This window comes from Intestinimonas butyriciproducens (assembly GCF_016901775.1).
Lineage (GTDB): Bacteria > Bacillota > Clostridia > Oscillospirales > Butyricicoccaceae > Pseudobutyricicoccus.
Window position 1 is genome coordinate 49,271 of record NZ_JACJKW010000003.1, and the last position, 19,659, is coordinate 68,929.

The window sequence follows — 19,659 nt, forward strand, 5'->3', positions numbered from 1 at the left end:
TAAAATAGTATACCATAAAAGTGCAGTCCGGCCCATCTCTTTTTCATAGGAGGCATAGAAAACCATGGAACGGGGAACAATGGTTATGACAAAAGCCCCAGCTGCGCTTTCAATTCCAGTACCCGCAAAACCGCCTCGTCCAGCCGCTCCATGGAGACCCGGCCCTCTTCCACCGCCCGGCGCAGGGCGGCGTAGTCTGCGGGCAGGTCGGAAACGATGAGCAGATCGGCCCCGGCCGTCAGGGCCTGGGGAGCAGCGCTTTCTCCGCCGCAGTAATCCTGGATGGCCCCCATCACCAGATCGTCGGTGATGGCTACGCCGGAAAAGTCCATTTCCTCCCGGAGGTACCGGTAGGTCTGGGGAGAAAGGGAGGCGGGGACGCCGCTTTCCAAAGCATCCACCACATTGTGGCTGACCAGCACGCAGGCGGCTCCCGTCCGGATACCCGCCTGAAAGGGGATCAGATCCCGGCTTTCCAGCTCTTCCAGGGTGCGGCTGTCCCAGCTGAGGCCGGTGTGGGTGTCCACATTGCTGCCGTAGCCGGGGAAATGCTTCAGGGCCGAGGCCACCCCTTCCTGCCTGGCCCAGGTGACCGCCTGCCGCACAAACTGGGCGACTTGTCCTGCATCCCCGCCAAAGCTGCGGGAATAGATGAAGTCCTGGGGATCATCGGAGAGGTCGGCCACAGGAGCCAGGTTGAGCCGGATGCCCAAAGCGTTGAGAAGGGCGCTTTTCTCCCGGGTGTCCTGCCCTACCTTTTCCCAGCCTCCTTGGGCATAGGCCTGCCGGGGGGAGAGAAATTTTTCCGCCCGCAGCCCTGGGTTTCCACTGACGCGGCACACCGTACCACCTTCTTCATCCACGGCAAAGAGAATGGGCGTTTTGGCATTTTGCTGCCAGCTTTCGGTGTCCGCTTTCACCTGGGCAGCGTCCTTTCCTTCAAAATCCCGGCCAAAGAGCAGCACGCCGCCAGGGGCCAGGGCCTCCACTTCCGGACGCTCTTCGGCCAAAGGACAGCGGACCAAAAAGACTTGCCCCAGCTTTTCTTCCAGAGTCATTTCCGAAAGCCGCTGTTGGGCCGGAGACAAAGGAGGGTCCGGTGAGGGTGTGTCTGTCGTTTCGTTTTCCGTTTCGGCCTTTGGGGATTTTTCTTCCTCTTTTACAGGGGAAGCAGGGGGCGGGACAGGCCGGGTGTCCAGAAAAAAGCAAAGACCCAGCATCCCAAGACCCAGGAAAAGGGCAGGAATGATCCATTTCATGGCTTTCATCAGGCGTTCCTCCTTTGGGGGCATCTTATCACAGGGGACTTTACAGTGCAAGAGACCATTTTACTTTCATTTTACCCATGGCGGCTTACGACTTTACAAACTTGTTTTACTATATGGCCGTAGCGAACGGACAATATAAAGTGAAAACGAAAGGTGAAACTGAAATGAACACAAAACGGAAACTTTCTCTGATTCTGGCTGGTCTGATGACCGCTTCCCTGCTGGCTGGCTGCGCTCAGGACGAAGCTGACAGCGGCAACGGTGGCGGCGGCAACAATGGCGATGACGCCATCACCGTAGTCACTCGTGAAGACGGTTCCGGCACCCGCAGCGCCTTTGTGGAACTGACCGGTGTGGAAGAGGACGGCGAGGACAAGACCACCGAAGAGGCCGTGGTAGCCAACCAGACCGAAGCGGTTATGACTCAGGTCAGCGGCAATCCGGGCGCCATCGGCTATATCTCCCTGGGTTCCCTCAATGACACTGTCAAGGCCCTGAAGGTGGACGGCGCCGAAGCCAGCGCAGAGAATGTGAAGAATGGTTCTTATAAAGTGGCTCGTCCCTTCAACATCGCCACAAAGGGCGATCCCAGCCCGGTGGCCCAGGACTTCATCAACTTCATCATGAGCAAGGAAGGCCAGGAAGTGGTGGCCGACGGCTACATCCCTGTGGATGATGCCGCTGCCGCTTTCGAAGGCACCCAGCCCGAAGGCAAGATCGTGGTAGCCGGTTCCTCCTCTGTCACCCCCATCATGGAAAAGCTCCAGGAAGCTTATGAGAAGGTCAACCCCAATGCCACCATTGAGATCCAGCAGAGTGACTCCAGTGCTGGTATGTCTGGCGCCATCGAAGGCACCTGCGACATCGGCATGGCTTCCCGTGAGCTGAAGGATACCGAACTGTCCGAACTGACAGCCACCCAGATCGCCATGGACGGCATCGCCATCGTGGTGAACAAGGACAACAGCCTGGATGACATCTCCACCGATTCCATCAAGGGCATCTACACCGGTGAGATCACTTCCTGGGCCGATGTGAAGTAAGAAAAACCAGAAACCTTCCATAAAAAAGCCGCCGAGAATATCTCGGCGGCTTTTTATTTTTCCGCACAGGGGGAAGCAAAGGAACAAGGCAGACAAACGGCGCACTTTCCGCAGGCATCGGCGGGAAGGACCAGGCCCCTTTTTTGCTGTACCGGTTGGTTTTCCATGCACATGGCATAGCATTTTTCCCGGCAGAAGCCCTCCTTTGTCAAAGCGCCCCCCACACACTGCTGGATACACAGGCCGCAGTCTTTTCCCTGGTAAAAAAGGCAGGCCTGTTTGTCTGGGATAGGGTCTCCGGCCAGGGGAAGGGTGGTCACCAAAGAGGTGTAGTAACCGCAGCAGCCTTTGGTGGTGATGAGCAGGTTGTGCTTTCCAAAGGTGCCCATGCCGGCCAGAAAGGCAATGTGTCGGTGAGACCAGCGGCTTTTGTATAGCCCTGGGGCAGCATAGCCGGTGTCTCCGGGAATGACGGCCTGAAAACCCTCTTTTTCCACCATCGTCTGGATCAGCTGGCCCACAGGGGCCAAAACCTGGGCCGAGCGCTGGTAAGCCATCACCCACAGAGGGGAGGCATAGCGTCCTTCCCGGTTGCTTTGTATCACCTCCAGGGAAAAAGGAAGAAAACAAACTGCGGCTGTGCGGCAGCCGGGGAGAATATCCTGGGGCAAAGCATGGTCCGGCAGTACAGCCTGACGCAATTTGAGAAAGCCGGGATGGTCTGTTGAGGCAAATCCGATGAGAGGCCGCCGCCAGAGCGGGGGCAGGTGATATTCTTCCCGGAAAGAACGAAGAAGCTGCCAGATGTGTTCTTCCATCTGCTGCCGCAGAGTTTCTTTGTTTGGTGCTGGTTGATCCATGGATGCACCCTCCTTGAAATGAGAAAAACGGACGCCGGGAAGGCGTCCGTTTTGAGTTTGGGAAAACAACACTAGGAGAGATAGGGCATGGGGTTCACCGGAGAACCATTCACCCGTACTTCCCAATGGCAATGGGGGCCGGTGCTGTTGCCGGTAGAGCCCAGCTTGGCGATCTGCTGGCCCTGGGCCACCTTTTCCCCTACCCGCACCAACAATGCGCTGTTGTGGGCGTAGAGGGTCTGGAGACCGTTGCCGTGGTCGATGATGACACAATAGCCATAGCCGCCGTTCCAGCCGGACTGGATGACGGTGCCGCCGTCAGCGGCCACCACCGGGCTGCCCTTGGTTCCGGCCCAGTCCACACCGGTGTGGAAGCCGCGGCTGCGGTAGCCATAGGGAGAGGTGAGAATGCCGCGGAAAGGCTGAATGAAATAGCCCTTGGCAGCTGTGGTGGGACGCTCCTTGGTGCCGACCACCTTCACTTCGTTCTGGGGCTGCTGAACGACCTCCCAGCTCTGGATGGTGCGTTCCTGCTCCACACCGTCGATGCTGACCACATTGGCCACCACCTGGGCCACGCCGTTCTGCCCTTCAGTGACGATCTTGCTTTCGTTTTCATACAGCTCGTCGCTGTACTGGACTTCGCTTTCATAGGCGATTGCCTGGGTGTATTCCACTGTGGTGGTCTTTTTCACCGACAGCAGAGGCTGGCTGTTCTGCAAGGTGATCTCCTCGCCCACATGGATACGGGCCGGATCGATGTGGGGATTGAGTCCCTGCACCTGCTCCAGGGTCATGCCGTAATTTTCGGCGATCTGGCTGAGGGTGTCTCCCTGCTGCACCGCATAAACCTTGGTGCCGCTTTTTTCACCGGAGAGCGCCAGCTCGATCTCTTCAATGGAATTGACAGCGCTGGTGGGAACGGTCATCTGCTCGATGGTCACTTCCTGAACAAATTCCGCCTGGGCGTTTTCATCCTGCCCCACCTGGGAGGCCAGCAGCCGCTGCTTCAGCAGTTCCAAAGCGGTTTTGCTGGGGTTGACGCCGATGACCTGGCCGTCCACCGACAGCACATACTGGGTGGAGACCTCTTCCACCTGGGCAAAGAGCGCTTCTTCGGCTTCTGTTTCGTCCAGCAGCCGGTCAGGCTGCATATAGCCCAAGGAATAAGTCAGATCGGCAGAAAGGGTATAAGGATGGCCCAGATAGCCGCCGGTGCGTTCTTCCACCTTGTTGATAATGGCTTCCATATCCTCTTTGCTGGACACAAAGCCCAGGGACTGGCCGTCCAGCCATACTTCCACGCCAATGCCGAAATAGGTGGCAGAGAAGAGCATGATGGTGGCGGTGGCCAGGAAGGCACAGGCCGGCACGCGGCTGCGTTTTTCCTTCCGGGCAGAGAGGAGATACTGGGTACGGGCTTCTTCCAGGCGGCCCAGGACGCTATGGCCCTGCTGAGCCAGGTGAGAGACGGTGCGGCCGAAGGTCTTTTGCAGTCCTTCTCCCACCATGACGCCGGCCATACCCGCCAGATGGAACATCCCTTCTGCAGCCTGAGCGGTTTTGCCGGCCAGGGTGCGGACCAGTTCCTTGCCGTTTTGGGCGCCGGGACGATTGGCGCCGATGCGGCACAAACGCTCCAGATGGGTCCTGCATTTCACCTGCTGCCTGCGGACCCTGCTTTTGAGAGATCCCATGTTCTTGATCTTCAAGAAGCAGGCCTCCTTTCGTAAAAATGATAGTCAAAATCCGAAGATTACAAATCGGTGTGTTTTGATTACAAATCGGTAACAGGTCATATCATAATATAAAATACCTGTTTTGTCAAGGGGAATAGGCGTTTTTATACCTTTCTGCGTATTTTTACGACAAAAACGCCTCGGAAAGTTTATCATGTTGAAAACAAAAGGCAGAAAGGAGCAAAGAGGGATGGGAAACATTTATGGATACATCCGGGTGAGCACAAAAGAGCAGAATGAGGAGCGGCAGGTGCTGGCCCTGAAGGGGCTTTCCGTCCAACGGGAAAACCTGTTTGTGGACAAGCAGTCGGGCAAGGATTTTCACCGGCCCCAGTATGAAAGAATGGTGCAGCAGCTGAAAAAAGACGATCTGCTCTATGTGAAGAGCATCGACCGTCTGGGGCGGAGCTATGGGGACATTCTGGAGCAGTGGCGCATCCTGACCAAAGAGAAAGGGGTGGACATTGTGGTGCTGGATATGCCCCTTCTGGACACCCGCTGGGGCAAGGACCTGATGGGCACCTTTTTAAGCGATATTGTGCTGCAGATATTGTCTTTTGTGGCGGAAAACGAGCGGGTCAATATCCGTCAGCGCCAGGCCGAGGGCATCGCCGCAGCCAAGGCCCGGGGCGTACACCTGGGCCGCCCGGCCACTCCCCTGCCCTCTGGGTTTGAGGAGGCGCTCAGCAAATGGAAAAAGGGCGAGATTACCGGCACCCAGGCTGCCAGACTATGCAAAATGCCCCTCTCCACCTTCCGCTACCGGGCGGAACGCTGGGAGAGGGGCAAAAAATGATCAAATAGGAACAAAATTTTTTACAAAAAGGTGTACCTTCTTGCAAAACGGGATTTTCTTCCTGTCGGAAACCATTATATATTGGAAATGCCTAAAAGTCTAGCGCTTTCTTTCATTTGGATAGTTTGCCAAAAACTACACCATTCTGCATTTGTACTCTCAGCGAGAGTATTTTCCAATTTTTAAGATAGGGAGAGGAATCAACCATGGCAGCAAAATGTCCGGTATGCGGAGCACCAATGGAAAATGGCAGTTGTGGATATTGCGGGTACAAAGAGGAAAACACCTCCAATGCTGCAACAATAGCGCCTCCATCAGGTCAGCCCGTTGTCCAACCGCAGGTTATCATCAACAATCAAACCGTTTCCAATCCAGTTGTAGTGCCGGGAGTCAGTAGCAAAAATAAGATGGTTGCACTGTTGCTTTGTATCTTTTTAGGAGGGGTTGGTGCACACAGGTTTTATGTGGGGAAGATTGGAAGCGGCATCCTCTACCTGCTTACAGGCGGCTTGTTTGGGATTGGATGGGTCATTGACATCATTTTGATTGCGGCCGGTTCCTTCAAAGATCAGTTTGATTTGCCGCTGCGTCAGTAAGAGGTGGTGATTATATGGGACTGTTGGATGCAGTAAAAGATCAATTCCTTGATGTAATTGAATATGTGGACGAGAGCAATAAGCTGATTGTTTCCAAATATCAGCGCGAAAGCGGAAACAATGAACTGAAACAGGGTTCCAAGGTGATTGTTCGGGAAAGCCAGAGTGCTGTTTTTCTGAAAGGCGGGAAACTTGCCGATATTCTACCGCCTGGGACCTATTCGCTGACAACAAATAATTTTCCGGTGTTGTCCAGCCTGAAGGCATTCCCTTATTTGTTTGTTTCCCCGGTAATTGCCGATGTGTACTTTGTGAGCACCAGACAGTTTATCGACAATAAGTGGGCAACTAAAAACCCCATTATGAAGCGCGATAAGGACTTTAATATGGTTCGTATCCGCTCTTTTGGCAAATTCGCTTTTCGCATCACCGATGTTCCAACTTTTATGCGGGAGATATTTGGGACGAAGGGAATTGTGATGACCTATGATATTGTGGAATATCTTTCTTCCATGGTCACAGAGACCTTTTCTGTGGCAGTAGGTGAAAGCGAGATGTCTGTGCTTGATCTGGCCACGGAATACCGAAAGCTGTCCGGAGAGCTTCAACAGAGATTAAACATACAGGCTGCGGAAATCGGTGTGCAGTTCAGTGATATTCTCATTGAAAATATCTCCCTGCCCGATGAGGTCGAAAAGCTGATCGATGAGCAATCCGGGATTGGTATGGCAAAGCAGGATATGGCATCCTTTATGCAGTATCAGACCGCAAGAGCAATGCGGGATGCCTCCAAACAGGAAGGTGGTCTGGCAGGACTGGGAGCTGGCGTGGCTTTGGGAAATACAATGGCGCAGGGGATTCAGGAAACTGTAAATCCCGCCGCCTCCAAGAGCATGGTGGAGCAACTGCGGGAATTGAAAGGCCTGTTGGATGAAGGGATATTGACCCAGGACGAGTTTGATGCCCAAAAGAAAACAATTTTGGGAAAATGGTCATAACTGTTAAAAAAGGGAGAGAGTAATGGTGAAAAAGTCCAAAATCAGTGTATGTAAGAATTGCGGCAATCCACTTCCGGAGAAAGCAAAGGTATGTCCGTCGTGCGGGGCAAAAAATAAAAAGCCAATCTATAAAAAATGGTGGTTCTGGCTTATTATTGTCCTGATTGCGGCTGGCGCTGTCGCAGGCGGCGGCAACAATTCGGCCCCTTCTGATGATTTGTCTTCTTCTTTGGTTGCTTCCGGGGAGAAAAATGATGTAACTTCTGGTAATGCTCCTTCTGCTGACGAATCCAATGAGCCTGATGTTTCTGCAACACCGGAAGAGGAAGATGACCAATCCTCCAGCGAGCCTGTGCCTTCTGCACCGGAAACGCCGGAACTGATTGATGGCATGCACCCGGAATTTAAAGAAGCAATGGATACCTACGAGGCATTTTTTGATGAATACATCGCATTTATGAAGAAATATGCCGAGTCGGATGGAACCGATTTGACATTGCTGGCCGATTATGCCGATTATATGAGCCAATATACAGAGACAATGGAAGCCTTTGAAGCGTGGGAAAATAAAGATTTGAACACGGCGGAAACGGCGTACTATATCGAGGTGCAGACACGGATCAGCCAGAAACTTTTGGAAGTAGCAGAACAAATGGCACAATAAAAAAGAAGTTTGCCTGAAAACCACACACAAAAAGGGCCTGGGACGGAATCCGTCCCAGGCCTTTGTTTACCCGGTTATTTGAACAGGTCTTTCATTTTTTCAAAGAAGCCTTTTTTCTCCTTGTACTGGGCCTCCTCGGCGCTGTCGTCAAAGCGGCACAGGATGTCCTTTTGCTCGCTGGTCAGATTGCGGGGGATCTCGATCTTCACTTTGACAAACTGATCGCCCCGGCCACGGCCATTCACATTGGGAATGCCCTTCCCCCTCAAGCGGAAAATGGTGTCCGGCTGGGTGCCTTCCGGCATATTGTAAGAGATCTTGCCGTCGATGGTGGGCACGATCAGCTCGGCGCCCAGGGTGGCCTGGACAAAGGTCACCGGCATTTCGATCATCACATCCTGCCCGCGGCGCTTGAACAGCGGATGGGGCTTGACGCTGACGGTGATGTACACATCCCCCGCCGGGCCGCCGTTCTGGCCCATGTGCCCTTCCCCACGCATGGAGATGGTCTGGCCGTGGTCGATGCCCGCCGGGATCTTGACGGTGAGGGTGCGGCTTTTCCGCACAGTACCCGCCCCATGACAGGTGCTGCAGGGCTCCTTGATGATCTTGCCTGTGCCCCGGCAGCGGGGGCAGGGGCTGGAGGAAGAAAAGACGCCGAACACCGTGCGCTGGGTGGTCTTGACCTGGCCGGTGCCATGGCAGTCGGGGCAGGTCTCGGCAGAGGTGCCCGGCTTGGCTCCCGAACCGTTGCAGTCAGGACACTTCTCCACCCGGGTCAGGGTGATCTTCTTTTCGCAGCCGAAGGCCGCTTCCTCAAAACTCAGGTTCAGGCTGACCTGGATGTTTTCCCCACGGCGGGGGCTGGTGCGGCGGGCCTGCTGGCTGCCGCCGAAAAAGCTGTCAAAAATGCTTCCCAGGTCAAAATCTTCAAACCCTGTGTACTGGCCGCCATATCCGGCCCCGGCCCCATAGGAGGGGTCCACCCCGGCATGGCCGAATTGGTCGTACCGGGCCTTTTTCTCCGGGTCGGAGAGGATCTCATAGGCGGCGTTGACTTCTTTCATCTTTTCCTCGGCGGTCTTGTCGCCGGGGTTCAAATCCGGGTGATATTTTTTTGCCAGCTTGCGGTATGCTTTTTTGATCTCATCCTCCGAAGCGCCCCGCTGCAGGCCCAGCACTTCGTAGAGATCTCTTCTCTCTTCGGGCATAGAATTTTTCTCCTTTGGCAAAACCACCGTCAGGCGGCCGCCATTGCGGCCGCCCGACAGGCTATCATCCCTTGCTTATTTGTTATTTTCGTCCTCGTCAACCACTTTGTAGTCGGCGTCATACACATTGCCCTCGGCATTGTTTGCATCGGACTGTGCCCCGGCCTGCTGGCCCTCCTGAGGCGCGGCGTCCTTATACAGCTTTTCGGCGATGGAATAGAACCGCTTGGTCAGCTCTTCGGTCTCCTGCTTGATGGTTTCCACGCTTTCGCCCTTCAGAGCTTCCTTCACCTTTTCCACCTGCTCTTCAATGGGCTTCTTCTCTTCCTCGGTCACCTTGTCGCCCAGGTCCTTCAGGCTCTTTTCGGTGGAATAGACCAGGTTCTCCGCGTTGTTGCGGATGTCGATCTCTTCATGGCGCTTCTTGTCCTGCTCGGCAAACTGCTCGGCTTCCTTCACAGCCTTGTCGATGTCTTCCTTGGACAGGTTGGTGGAAGAAGTGATGGTGATCTTCTGCTCCTTGCCGGTGCCCAGATCCTTGGCGGACACATTGACGATGCCGTTGGCGTCGATGTCAAAGGTCACTTCGATCTGAGGCACGCCCCGGGGAGCGGCAGGGATGCCGTCCAGATGGAACCGGCCCAGAGTTTTATTGTCTGCGGCCATCTCCCGTTCGCCCTGGAGCACATGGACCTCAACCGAGGTCTGGCCGTCGGCGGCGGTGGAGAAGACCTGCTTCTTTGTGATAGGAATGGTGGTGTTGCGCTCGATAATCCGGGTGCAAACGCCGCCCAGGGTTTCGATGCCCAGGGACAGGGGGGTGACATCCAGCAGCAGCAGATCCTTGACCTCGCCGCCCAGCACGCCGCCCTGGATGGCAGCGCCCATGGCTACACATTCATCGGGGTTGATGCCCTTGAAGGGATCCTTGCCGGTGATGCTCTTGACGGCATCCTGCACGGCGGGGATACGGGTGGAGCCGCCCACCAGCAGCACCTTGGCCAGATCGTTTGCGCTCAGGCCGGCGTCAGACATGGCCTGCTTCACAGGGCCCGTGGTGGCTTCCACCAGATCGGCAGTCAGCTCGTTGAACTTGGCCCGGGACAGGGTCATGTCCAGATGCTTGGAGCCGGTGGCATCGGCGGTGATATAGGGCAGGTTGATGTTGGCATTGAGCATGCCGCTCAGCTCGATCTTGGCCTTTTCGGCAGCTTCCTTCAGGCGCTGCATGGCCATCCGGTCGCCGGACAGGTCCACACCCTGCTCCTTCTTGAACTCGGAGACGATCCAGTCGATGATCCGCTGGTCGAAGTCGTCGCCGCCCAGACGGTTGTTGCCGGCGGTGGCCAGCACTTCCACGGTGCCGTCGCCAATGTTCAGGATGGACACATCGAAGGTGCCGCCGCCCAGGTCATATACCATGACCTTCTGCTCGTTTTCCTTGTCTACGCCATAGGCCAGGGCCGCAGCGGTGGGCTCGTTGATGATGCGCAGCACTTCCAGGCCGGCGATCTTGCCGGCGTCCTTTGTAGCCTGGCGCTGGCTGTCGGTGAAGTAGGCAGGCACGGTGATGACCGCCTGGGTCACCGGGGAGCCCAGATAGCTTTCGGCGTCGGCCTTCAGCTTCTGGAGGATCATAGCGGAAATCTCCTGGGGAGAATAATCCTTGCCGTCGATATGGATTTTGTGATCGGTGCCCATTTCACGCTTGATGGAGATGATGGTGCGGTCGGGGTTGGTGACGGCCTGGCGCTTGGCCACCTGGCCTACCATGCGCTCGCCGGTTTTGGAAAATGCCACAACGGAGGGCGTGGTCCGGGCGCCTTCGGCGTTGGGGATCACATTGGGTTCGCCGCCTTCGATGACGGCCACACAAGAGTTGGTTGTACCAAGGTCGATACCGATGATTTTAGACATAGTGTATTCCTCCAAACTATATGAGTTTATTTTGACTTTGTTATGAAAAAGGCAGTGCCTTTTTGACATATTGAAAAGGGGCTTTTAATTGGCCACCTGCACCATGGCGTGGCGGATGACCTTTTCTCCCATGATGTAGCCTTTGCGCATCACCAGGGAAACGGTGTTTTCCGGCAGGCCCTCCTGCTCGATGTGCATGACGGCGTCGTGGAAGCGGGGATCAAAGGGCTGATCCTGGGCGGCAATCTCGGTGACGCCCATCTTTTCCAAGGCCTCTTTGAACTGTTTGGCGATCAGCTCCACACCCTTCTGGTATTCTTCGTCGGCGCATTTCTGCTCCAGTGCCCGGTCCAGATTGTCCAGAACCGGCAGAAGTTTTTCCACTGTCATGGCTTGAGCATCGGAAAAGACGCTGTCCCGCTCCTTTTGGGAACGCTTGCGGTAATTATCATATTCCGCCAGCACCCTGATATATTTGTCGTTCAGCTGCTGATACTGCTCCTTCCAGTCCTCTTTGGGTTGGGCACATTCTGCCTCCGGGGCCTGCTGGCATTCCGGACAGGAGCACTCTTCCTGTTCAGCTTCTGTCTGCTGTGTTTCCTTTTCTTTTTCCATGTTGTCCATGCTGTTCCACCTATCTGCCCTTATGGGCTCGTTGTTTGCTGTTTATTGGTCTTTTTTATCCGGCCCGGTCTGTTCCTGAGGGAAACGGATGGGCATCAGTCCTCCCAGCGTCCGGCTGAGAAGCAGCAGCCGGGAGGCGATTTTGCTGTAATCCATGCGGGTGGGGCCGATGACTCCGATGATGCCGCTTACATCCTCCCCCAGATCGTAGGAGGTAAAGACGAAGCTGGCATCCTCCATGGGCCCCTGGCCGTTTTCCGGCCCGATGCGGATGTTGAGCATCTGGGGTTTATAATCCCGGGCCAGGCCGAATACCTTTTCCTTGTCACCCAAAAGCTCCAGCAAGGGCTGAGCCTTCTGGGCATCGTAATATTCCGGATTGCCCAGCAGCCGGGAGACGCCTTTGACCACCATGTCATAGGCATCGGAAGGCTGCTCGATCTGCCATACAAATTCCGCTGCCTGGGCAATGAGCTGATAAAGGGGGGAACCAGGCGGCACCGACTGCCCCAGCTCCTCCAGCCGCAGAGAGCCGCCTTCTTTTGCCAGAACCAGATTGGCGGCCCGGCAGAAAGCGTCGATTTCCTCCGGCTCCAGAGCCTGGGAAAGGTGTACCACCTTGTTGTTCACCGCCGGGGGTACCGTCACCGCCACCAGAGCGTAATTGCTTTCGGCGATGGGGATGAGTTCCAGGCGCTTGACCTGGCGGCGGTTGTGGCGGGAAGAAAGGGAAACGGTAGGCTGGCCGGTGAGTTCGGAAAGAATGGCCGAAGCCTCTTCCATGGTGTCGTCCAGCTCCTGGATCTTGTTTTCCAGCGCCCTTCGCATCTGCTCGATCTCCCGGGCTGTGGTGCGGCAGCGGTTCATCAGTTCATCCACATACAGCCGGTAGCCCAGAGGAGAGGGCACCCGGCCGGCGGAGGTGTGGGGCTTTTCAATGTAGCCCATTTCCTCCAGCTCGCTCATCTCGTTGCGGATGGTGGCCGATGAAACCGATCCCTTGGCCGCGGCGGCCAGCAATTTGCTGCCCACCGGTTCGGCGGTTTCAATATAATTTTCAATGATCGCTTTGAGGATCTTCCTCTTGCGCTCCGACAGGTCCATCCAAAACACCGCCTTTTTTCATTGCCTTACGGTGCGTTAGCACTCTTCATCCCCGAGTGCTAAGTCAATCCTATCACAAACTTTCAAAATGTCAAGGACTGAAAATCAAGTTCACAAATTCGTTTCAAATGGGGGGAGGATTTTAAATTTTTTCACAGAGTATCCGGGACATCTTGTATTTATAACTAGATTCGTGTATACTCATAACAAACAAGCGGAATTTTATCAATCCTTTTTTGCAGGAGGCGTTTCCCATGAAATACAAAATCCTCTCCGACAGTTCTTCCGATGTGACCCAGGCCTTTTTCTCTGGGGAGACCGCTTTTGAATATGGAGTGGTCCCCATGTCCATCAACGGCCCCGGCGGTTTGTCCTATCTGGATCTGGAACCCACCCCGGCCCGGTATTTCGTGGAAAAACCCCGGGAGATCAAGGGCCAGTGGAGTTCTTCCTGTCCCTCCCCTGCCGCCTATCTGAAAGAGATGCAGGGCGCCGAGGAGATCTTCGTGGTCACCATTTCCTCCCGGCTCAGCGCTTCCTATTCCACCGCCTGCATGGCAGCCGACATGGCCCGGGCAGAAAATCCCGATGTGAAGATCCATGTGGTGGATTCCAAAAGCGCCTCTTCCGGCATGGCCCTGATGGTGTTCAAGCTGGCCGAACTGTGCCGGGAAGGCCTGCCTTTTGAGGAGATCGTGGAAAAAATCGAGGAATTCCGCAAGAGCCACACCCTCTATTTCCTCATCGGTTCGCTGGAGACCCTGGTCAGCGCCGGACGGATGAACCGGGCGGTGGGGATGATGGCCACCATGCTCAACATCCATCCCCTCTGCGGCGAGGACGGAGACGGCAACATCAAGGTCTATCAGAAGGTGCGGGGCATGACCCAGGCCCTCAACCGGCTGGTGGAAATGGTGGGCGAGCGGGGAGAAACCCAGGGACGGCATCTGGTGATCAGCCAGTGCAACAACCCGGAAGACGCCGAAATGCTGCGCAAGGCCTGCCAGCGCCGTTACCCCTTTGCCAAGATCAGCGTGCTGGAAATGCGGGGCCTGGCCTCCTTCTATGCAGGGGACCGGGGGCTGATTCTGGCCTATTGATCCACAAGAAAATAATTTTTTTCGGAGCCCGGCAGATTGTTGCCGGGCTTTTCTTTTGCTCATTCATAAAAATTTTGTCCAAATTTTTCTGTGAACATTCTTTAAACTGTGGGAAATCCTTCTCCTTCCTGTGCTATAATAAGAAAACGGAAAAGGGCGGCCTGGCCGCCGGGAAAGGGGAAAGAGCTTATGCGCCTGATCTCGTGGAATGTAAACGGCCTGCGGGCCTGTCTGGGAAAAGGGTTTTTGGATTATTTCAAGGAAAGTAAGGCCGATATCTTTTGCATCCAGGAGACCAAGATGCAGAAAGAACAGGCGGAGGTGGATACCCCCGGCTATTTTCAATATTGGAACAGCGCCCAGAAGAAGGGCTATTCCGGCACGGCGGTCTTTACCAAAGAAGAGCCCCTGGATGTGACCTATGGCCTGGGGCGGCCGGAGCATGACACCGAAGGCCGGGTGATCACTTGCCGCTTTCCGGCGTTTTTCCTGGTGAATGTGTACACTCCCAATTCCCAGCGGGGGCTGACACGCCTTCCCTACCGGATGGAGTGGGAGGATGCCTTCCGGGAGTATCTGCTCCGTCTCAAGGAAGAGCAGCCGGTGGTGGTGTGCGGGGATATGAATGTGGCCCACAAGGAGATCGATTTGAAAAATCCCCGTACCAATGTGAAAAATGCCGGTTTCACCCCGGAAGAGCGGCAGAAGATGACAGAGCTTCTGGAAAGCGGATTTGTGGATTCCTTCCGCTTTCTTCATCCCGATGCCGTGGGGGCTTATTCCTGGTGGAGCTATATGTTCAATGCCCGGCAAAACAACGCCGGATGGCGTATCGATTATTTTCTCACATCGGAAGAGCTGAAAGACCGGATCGAAACAGCAGAGATCCATTCCCAGGTGCTGGGCAGCGACCATTGCCCGGTGCTTTTGGAGCTGGCCTAGGCTTTTCCTAGCAAAGGAGTGAACGAAATTGAAGGATATTCTTTATTATGGCGGCCCCATCCTCACCATGGCCGAGCCTCTTTATGCCGAAGCCCTGCTGGTGCGCCGCAGCAAGATCGTGTTCTGCGGAGACCTCAAAACGGCGGAGAGCCTGGCCGAAGAAGGGACAGAGCGGGTGGATCTCAAGGGGCGGACGCTGATGCCGGCCTTTATCGATGCCCACAGCCACCTGTCCCATGTGGCCGATGCCATGAACTATGCCGATCTTTCCGGCTGCCAGAGCGTGGAAGAGATTGGAGAGCGGCTGCGCCAGTGGGCGGAGGAAAACAATCTGGAAGCGGGAAAGTGGATCATCGGCTCGGGCTATGACCACAACGATCTGCCCGGCGGCTGCCATCCCACGGCAAAGCAGCTGGATGCCCTGGTGGGGGATCATCCGGTGCTCATCACCCATTCCTCGGGGCACATGGGAGTGGCCAATACCCTTGGTCTGCGGGAGCTGTCCATCGGCTGCAATGCCTCCGATCCTCCGGGAGGGCGCATTGGCCGGGACGAAGAGGGAAATCTCACCGGTTATCTGGAGGAAAATGCCCTGATCCAGCGCACCCGGCAGATCCCCAGACCCACCCAGCAGCAGCGGCTTTGCAATCTGAAAAAGGCCCAGCAGGTCTATCTCCGCAACGGCATCACCACTTGTCAGGACGGCAAGGTGAACCAGGCCGATTTTGAGTTTCTGTCAAACGCCGCCAAAAGCGGCCTGCTGGAAATGGATGTGGTGGCCTATGCCGATCTGAAAAACAACGAAGAACTGATGGATCAATATGCCCAGTACCGCACCTATCAGCGGAATCTGCGGCTGGGAGGCTACAAAATCTTTCTGGATGGGTCCCCTCAGGGCCGTACCGCCTGGATGACACAGCCCTATCTGGGAGGCAAGGAGGGCTATAAGGGTTATCCCATCTATACCGACCAGGCGGTAGAGGAATTTTGTTCCACAGCTCTTCGCCGGGGCATACAGCTTCTGGCTCACTGCAACGGCGATGCTGCATCCCAGCAGTTTGTCGACGCCTATGAAAAAGCACTGGGCACTTGCCGGCAGAAGGAGTCCATCCGTCCGGTGATGGTCCACGCCCAGACCGTCCGGGCCGATCAGCTGGAGCGGATGGCCGCTTTGCAGATGATCGCTTCCTTCTTTGTGGCCCACACCTATTATTGGGGTGATGTGCACCGGAAAAACTTCGGGGACGAGCGGGCCATGAAGATCAGCCCCACCCATACCGCTTTGGAAAAGGGTGTGCTCTTTACCTTCCATCAGGATTCTCCGGTGGTTCCTCCCGATATGTGGCACACTGTGTGGTGCGCCGTGTGCCGTCAGAGCAAAGGCGGCGTCACCATGGGAGAAGAGGAACGCATTCCGGTGCTGGAGGCTTTGAAGGCCGTGACCATCAACGGAGCCTACCAGTATTTCGAAGAAAAGACCAAGGGTTCCCTGGAAGAGGGCAAATGGGCCGATCTGATGATTGTGGACAAAGACCCGCTGAAAGTGGATCCCATGGAGCTGAAAGGCATCAAGGTGCTTTCCACCATCAAAGAAGGGTTTACCCTCTGGCAGGCGGAAGAGTAAGAAATGGCCCCGGCTTTCGCCGGGGCGGAGCGTGTCGAAAAAGTGGCTTCCGCCACTTTTTCGAATTTTTGCAAGGGCCTGCATGCAGCCGATTGGCCAATTTTAGCGGTCAATCGGCCACACTTGCCCCTTGAGAGGTGCAAAAACCGACGCTCAGGTCGCCGGTTTTTGCGAATTGATAAGAGGTAAAGAAAATCCTTTCCTCTGGCTATATCGGTTTATCGACAGTCTGGGCCCCGGCTTTCGCCGGGGCGTTTTCTTTTTTTGCGTTTTATGATACCATAAGGGGAGTTTCAAAACAGGAGGAATGACCAGATGGGAACAAACAGAAGAAAAAGGCTGCCGGCTTTTTTGCTGGCGGTATGTCTGCTTCTGCCCTTTTTGCCCCAGGGGAGTCATGCATCTTTTTCCGATGTGCAGGATCAGTGGTTTGCACCGGCGGTGGAGGAAATGGCTCAGCGGGGGCTGATCGGCGGCTTTCCCGATGGCACCTTCCGGCCGGGGGATTGGGTCAAGCGGGGAGAAGGGGCCAAAATGACCGCCCAGGCCGTGGGCCAGCTGCCCTATACCCTGCCTCAGACGGGAAAGGGCGATTTTGCCGATCTGAACGGCCATTGGTCGGCCAAATATGTGCGGCAGCTGCTGGTGGAAGAGATCATAGAGCCGGAGGATTACGGCACAGACTACGGCCCCAACCAGAAGCTCACCCGGCTGGAGATGGTGCGGATGCTTCTGCGGCTGCTGGGATTTACCCCTTCGGACACCTGGGAGGAAAGCGGCTTTCCCGATTTGGTCTCTTTGAACGCAGAAGACCGGTATTATTGTGAAAAGGCTGTGGAGATCGGTTTGATCCAGGGCTATTCCGACGGTTTGTTCCGGCCGGATTATCCCCTGTCCCGGGCTCAGGCTGCCGTGATGTTCCAGCGGGCGCTTCCCCTTGCAACGGTATCGGTGGCGGGGCTGTCCGCTTACGGGGAAGCGCGCACCATCCCCCAGGCCGCGGAGTTTTTCCCTGTGGTGGAAAACAGCCAGGTCTCCGGCCAGGGAGAATACCAAGGGCGGCCCTTGTCCCTGTACCGTCATACTCTGACGGGCTGGGAGGAAGAAACGCTGGAAGAAGGCCTGAAGGAATATGAGCGGGTATTGGCCTATCAGCAATATACCCTGGTGGAGGAAAGCCGGGGAAATGGAGTATGGTCCCTCCTTTTTGCCGATTTGCGGGGAAGTCAGTGCCTGCTTCTGGTGCTGCGGGAAAAGGAAGGAGATACCGGTCTCCCCTCTCTCACCGCAGGGCTGTGGCAGCAGACCAGCGGGGCGGAAAACTATGCGGCTTTCTGCCAGAGCCTGGGATGTCGGATGCTCTTTTTCACAAGAGGAATGGCGCCTTCCCGGTTTCTGCCTCTGACAGGGCCGGAGGGGCAGCGCTATGCCACTGAATGGTATGACGCCGGGCTTCTGCCGGCCGGAGCCAGCCAGTGGGTGCAGGATGCGTTGAAAAGCGCCGGCTATGAGGAGACCGGGGAAACCATTTTGCTGGAGGGACGGGAAGGGATCCTGTTCCAGAAGGAAGGGGCCCAGGCGGCGGTGTGCCTGGATGAGGATTACCTGACTTTGTCCTATCTCCCTCAGGCAGAAGAGTAAAAAAGCGCAGAGCCGTCAAAGGCTCTGCGCTTTTTTTGCCAGTGTGCGGTGATAGAGGGGGCTTCCCTCTTCCGGCACGGTCACAGGCTCCAGGCGGCCCTGGGCGATCCACTCTTCCACACGCAGGGCCCAGAAGGTATCCCCCATACCCGTGGGATATTGCCCCAGAAGCCGGCCGATCAGGAGAGCTTCCTGGAATCGCTCCGGCAGTTTAAAAAGCTCCTGGCGGAGAAAACCATCGTAAAAATCTTCCGGCAGACTGAAAAGCTGCCCGGCGATGACACCCCGCAGCGGGGCGTTTTCTTTTTTCAGCCCTTTCCATTTTCGGGAAAAAGCCGCCCCTTGCCAGGGTTCCATCGCTTCTGTTTTCTGAGAGAGCGATCCCCAGAGCCAGGGCGGCACTTCACCCCAGCCGGTGGGAGCAAAAGCTCCGGCATCTCCCTGGAGAAGCGGGGGCAGCCATACCGCATCCACCTGGGGAGAAAAGGGCTCCAGCTGTTCCATCAGCCAGTGAAAAGCGCAAAGCTCCTCTGGGTTCTGGCTGACCCATACCCGGATGGGTTGACCGGCTTTGGCGCCTTCTTTCAGGGCACACAGGCTCTTCTGGTTTTGGAGGATCAGCTCTTCGGCCACATCTTTCCCCTGGGGGAAGATGTTCATCAGGCGGGAAAGGACCTTTTGCCGTTTGGGGCCGGCTCCCTCTTCGTCGATCTCCCCCATGGTGAGGGCCAGGGAGAGGGGGCAGATGTTCCGCCGGTCCCCTGCCAACGGGACGGCCTTTTTCCACAACGCCTGCCGTCTTGCTTCTTCCTTACGGAGCAAAACTTCCTGTTCTGCGGAAGAAAGGGGCTCTTCCCCGGGAGAACAGATCACGCCAATGGCACTGGCCAGGGTGTGATCCTTCCCTGAAGCGGCCATGGCATAGGCCAGGGTTCCGGCGGCGCTTTGGGAAAATACCGCTTCCAGACAGCTCATAGGGACTTTTCCATAGGGATGTGGGGACAGTGTTCGTCGTAAAACACTTCCCCACAGGGATGGTAGCCCAGCTGTTCATAAAAGGTCTGGGCATGGGTCTGGGCGCCCAGGCAGATGCCCTTTCCTCCCAGCTGCCGGGCCTTTTCCTCCAAAGCCCGTACCACCTTTTGGCCCAGATGGCGGCCACGGTAGGGTTTGCGCACTGCCACCCGGCCCATCACATAGACCCCATCTTCCCCATCCTTGGGGAACAGACGGCCGGTGGCCACCGGCTCGCCATCCAAAAACAAAAGCAGATGCCAGGCCCGTTCTTCTTCTTCGTCAAATTCCGTGCTGAAGCCCTGTTCCTGCAAAAAGATTTCCTCCCGGATGGGCCGGGCCAAAGGGGCATTCTGGAGCCCTTGGACAATGGTGATTTCCTCCATGATCGTTCTCCTTTTCCCTTGGGGGAATGTTTTTTCTTTTATTATATCCTGCTCCCCTTTGGCTGACAAGCCGTTTGCCCTGGGGGAGAAAAAAGAGTATAATGACATCAGACCGGGCCACAGGCCCTTTGC

Annotated in this window: 18 protein-coding genes; 9 read left to right on the forward strand and 9 right to left on the reverse strand. The window is 55.9% G+C overall.

What is annotated here, in order from left to right:
• Positions 1-83 precede the first annotated feature (83 nt).
• On the reverse strand, positions 84-1,268 hold the full coding sequence (locus tag H6A25_RS02290) for a glycoside hydrolase family 3 N-terminal domain-containing protein (RefSeq protein ID WP_204750401.1): 1,185 nt from the start codon (positions 1,266-1,268) through the stop codon (positions 84-86).
• 164 nt (positions 1,269-1,432) lie between these two features.
• Between H6A25_RS02290 and H6A25_RS02295 the strand changes: the two genes are divergently transcribed.
• Positions 1,433-2,311: a substrate-binding domain-containing protein gene (locus H6A25_RS02295; RefSeq protein WP_204750402.1), complete on the forward strand. Its 879-nt coding sequence runs from the start codon at positions 1,433-1,435 to the stop codon at positions 2,309-2,311.
• A 53-nt stretch (positions 2,312-2,364) separates the two neighbouring features.
• Here H6A25_RS02295 and H6A25_RS02300 read toward each other — a convergent pair whose 3' ends face one another.
• On the reverse strand, positions 2,365-3,171 hold the full coding sequence (locus H6A25_RS02300; RefSeq protein WP_204750403.1) for a hypothetical protein: 807 nt from the start codon (positions 3,169-3,171) through the stop codon (positions 2,365-2,367).
• Positions 3,172-3,242: 71 nt separating this feature from the next.
• The gene (locus tag H6A25_RS02305) at positions 3,243-4,883 is read right to left on the reverse strand and encodes a peptidoglycan DD-metalloendopeptidase family protein (RefSeq protein WP_204750404.1); all 1,641 of its coding nucleotides are present in this window, start codon (positions 4,881-4,883) and stop codon (positions 3,243-3,245) included.
• Between the two features lie 217 nt (positions 4,884-5,100).
• Between H6A25_RS02305 and H6A25_RS02310 the strand changes: the two genes are divergently transcribed.
• The 4 genes from H6A25_RS02310 to H6A25_RS02325 all read left to right on the forward strand — a co-directional run bounded on the left by H6A25_RS02310 (position 5,101) and on the right by H6A25_RS02325 (position 7,964).
• Positions 5,101-5,706, forward strand: coding sequence for a recombinase family protein (locus H6A25_RS02310; RefSeq protein ID WP_204750405.1), 606 nt, complete (start codon positions 5,101-5,103; stop codon positions 5,704-5,706).
• Positions 5,707-5,912: 206 nt separating this feature from the next.
• Positions 5,913-6,302 carry a TM2 domain-containing protein gene (locus tag H6A25_RS02315; protein WP_243423183.1) on the forward strand — a complete coding sequence of 130 codons (390 nt, stop codon included), beginning with the start codon at positions 5,913-5,915 and terminating at the stop codon, positions 6,300-6,302.
• Positions 6,303-6,316: 14 nt separating this feature from the next.
• On the forward strand, positions 6,317-7,300 hold the full coding sequence (locus tag H6A25_RS02320; RefSeq protein ID WP_204750496.1) for an SPFH domain-containing protein: 984 nt from the start codon (positions 6,317-6,319) through the stop codon (positions 7,298-7,300).
• A 22-nt stretch (positions 7,301-7,322) separates the two neighbouring features.
• Positions 7,323-7,964: a DUF6591 domain-containing protein gene (locus H6A25_RS02325; protein ID WP_204750406.1), complete on the forward strand. Its 642-nt coding sequence runs from the start codon at positions 7,323-7,325 to the stop codon at positions 7,962-7,964.
• Positions 7,965-8,038: 74 nt separating this feature from the next.
• Here H6A25_RS02325 and dnaJ read toward each other — a convergent pair whose 3' ends face one another.
• From dnaJ to hrcA, 4 genes are all read right to left on the reverse strand, one after another.
• Positions 8,039-9,175 (reverse strand): molecular chaperone DnaJ, encoded by a 1,137-nt coding sequence (dnaJ, locus tag H6A25_RS02330; RefSeq protein ID WP_204750407.1) that lies wholly within the window; start codon positions 9,173-9,175, stop codon positions 8,039-8,041.
• A 75-nt stretch (positions 9,176-9,250) separates the two neighbouring features.
• Positions 9,251-11,092, reverse strand: coding sequence for a molecular chaperone DnaK (gene dnaK, locus H6A25_RS02335; protein WP_204750408.1), 1,842 nt, complete (start codon positions 11,090-11,092; stop codon positions 9,251-9,253).
• A gap of 84 nt (positions 11,093-11,176) precedes the next feature.
• Positions 11,177-11,716 (reverse strand): nucleotide exchange factor GrpE, encoded by a 540-nt coding sequence (locus H6A25_RS02340; protein ID WP_243423185.1) that lies wholly within the window; start codon positions 11,714-11,716, stop codon positions 11,177-11,179.
• 42 nt (positions 11,717-11,758) lie between these two features.
• A complete protein-coding gene (gene hrcA / locus H6A25_RS02345; RefSeq protein WP_204750409.1) occupies positions 11,759-12,820 on the reverse strand; it encodes a heat-inducible transcriptional repressor HrcA in 1,062 nt (353 codons plus the stop codon).
• A 254-nt stretch (positions 12,821-13,074) separates the two neighbouring features.
• On the opposite strand from hrcA, the gene H6A25_RS02350 reads away from it, so the two are divergent.
• The 4 genes from H6A25_RS02350 to H6A25_RS02365 all read left to right on the forward strand — a co-directional run bounded on the left by H6A25_RS02350 (position 13,075) and on the right by H6A25_RS02365 (position 18,127).
• A complete protein-coding gene (locus H6A25_RS02350) occupies positions 13,075-13,920 on the forward strand; it encodes a DegV family protein (RefSeq protein WP_204750410.1) in 846 nt (281 codons plus the stop codon).
• 189 nt (positions 13,921-14,109) lie between these two features.
• Positions 14,110-14,862 (forward strand): exodeoxyribonuclease III, encoded by a 753-nt coding sequence (locus tag H6A25_RS02355; protein WP_204750411.1) that lies wholly within the window; start codon positions 14,110-14,112, stop codon positions 14,860-14,862.
• A gap of 28 nt (positions 14,863-14,890) precedes the next feature.
• Positions 14,891-16,486 carry an amidohydrolase gene (locus tag H6A25_RS02360; RefSeq protein WP_204750412.1) on the forward strand — a complete coding sequence of 532 codons (1,596 nt, stop codon included), beginning with the start codon at positions 14,891-14,893 and terminating at the stop codon, positions 16,484-16,486.
• 315 nt (positions 16,487-16,801) lie between these two features.
• Positions 16,802-18,127: an S-layer homology domain-containing protein gene (locus H6A25_RS02365; protein WP_204750413.1), complete on the forward strand. Its 1,326-nt coding sequence runs from the start codon at positions 16,802-16,804 to the stop codon at positions 18,125-18,127.
• Positions 18,128-18,142: 15 nt separating this feature from the next.
• Here H6A25_RS02365 and H6A25_RS02370 read toward each other — a convergent pair whose 3' ends face one another.
• Both H6A25_RS02370 and H6A25_RS02375 read right to left on the reverse strand, forming a co-directional pair.
• Positions 18,143-19,102 (reverse strand): DUF3658 domain-containing protein, encoded by a 960-nt coding sequence (locus H6A25_RS02370; RefSeq protein ID WP_204750414.1) that lies wholly within the window; start codon positions 19,100-19,102, stop codon positions 18,143-18,145.
• Positions 19,099-19,527, reverse strand: coding sequence for a GNAT family N-acetyltransferase (locus H6A25_RS02375; RefSeq protein ID WP_204750415.1), 429 nt, complete (start codon positions 19,525-19,527; stop codon positions 19,099-19,101). Before H6A25_RS02375 ends, H6A25_RS02370 begins: the two co-directional genes overlap by 4 nt.
• Positions 19,528-19,659: the final 132 nt, after the last annotated feature.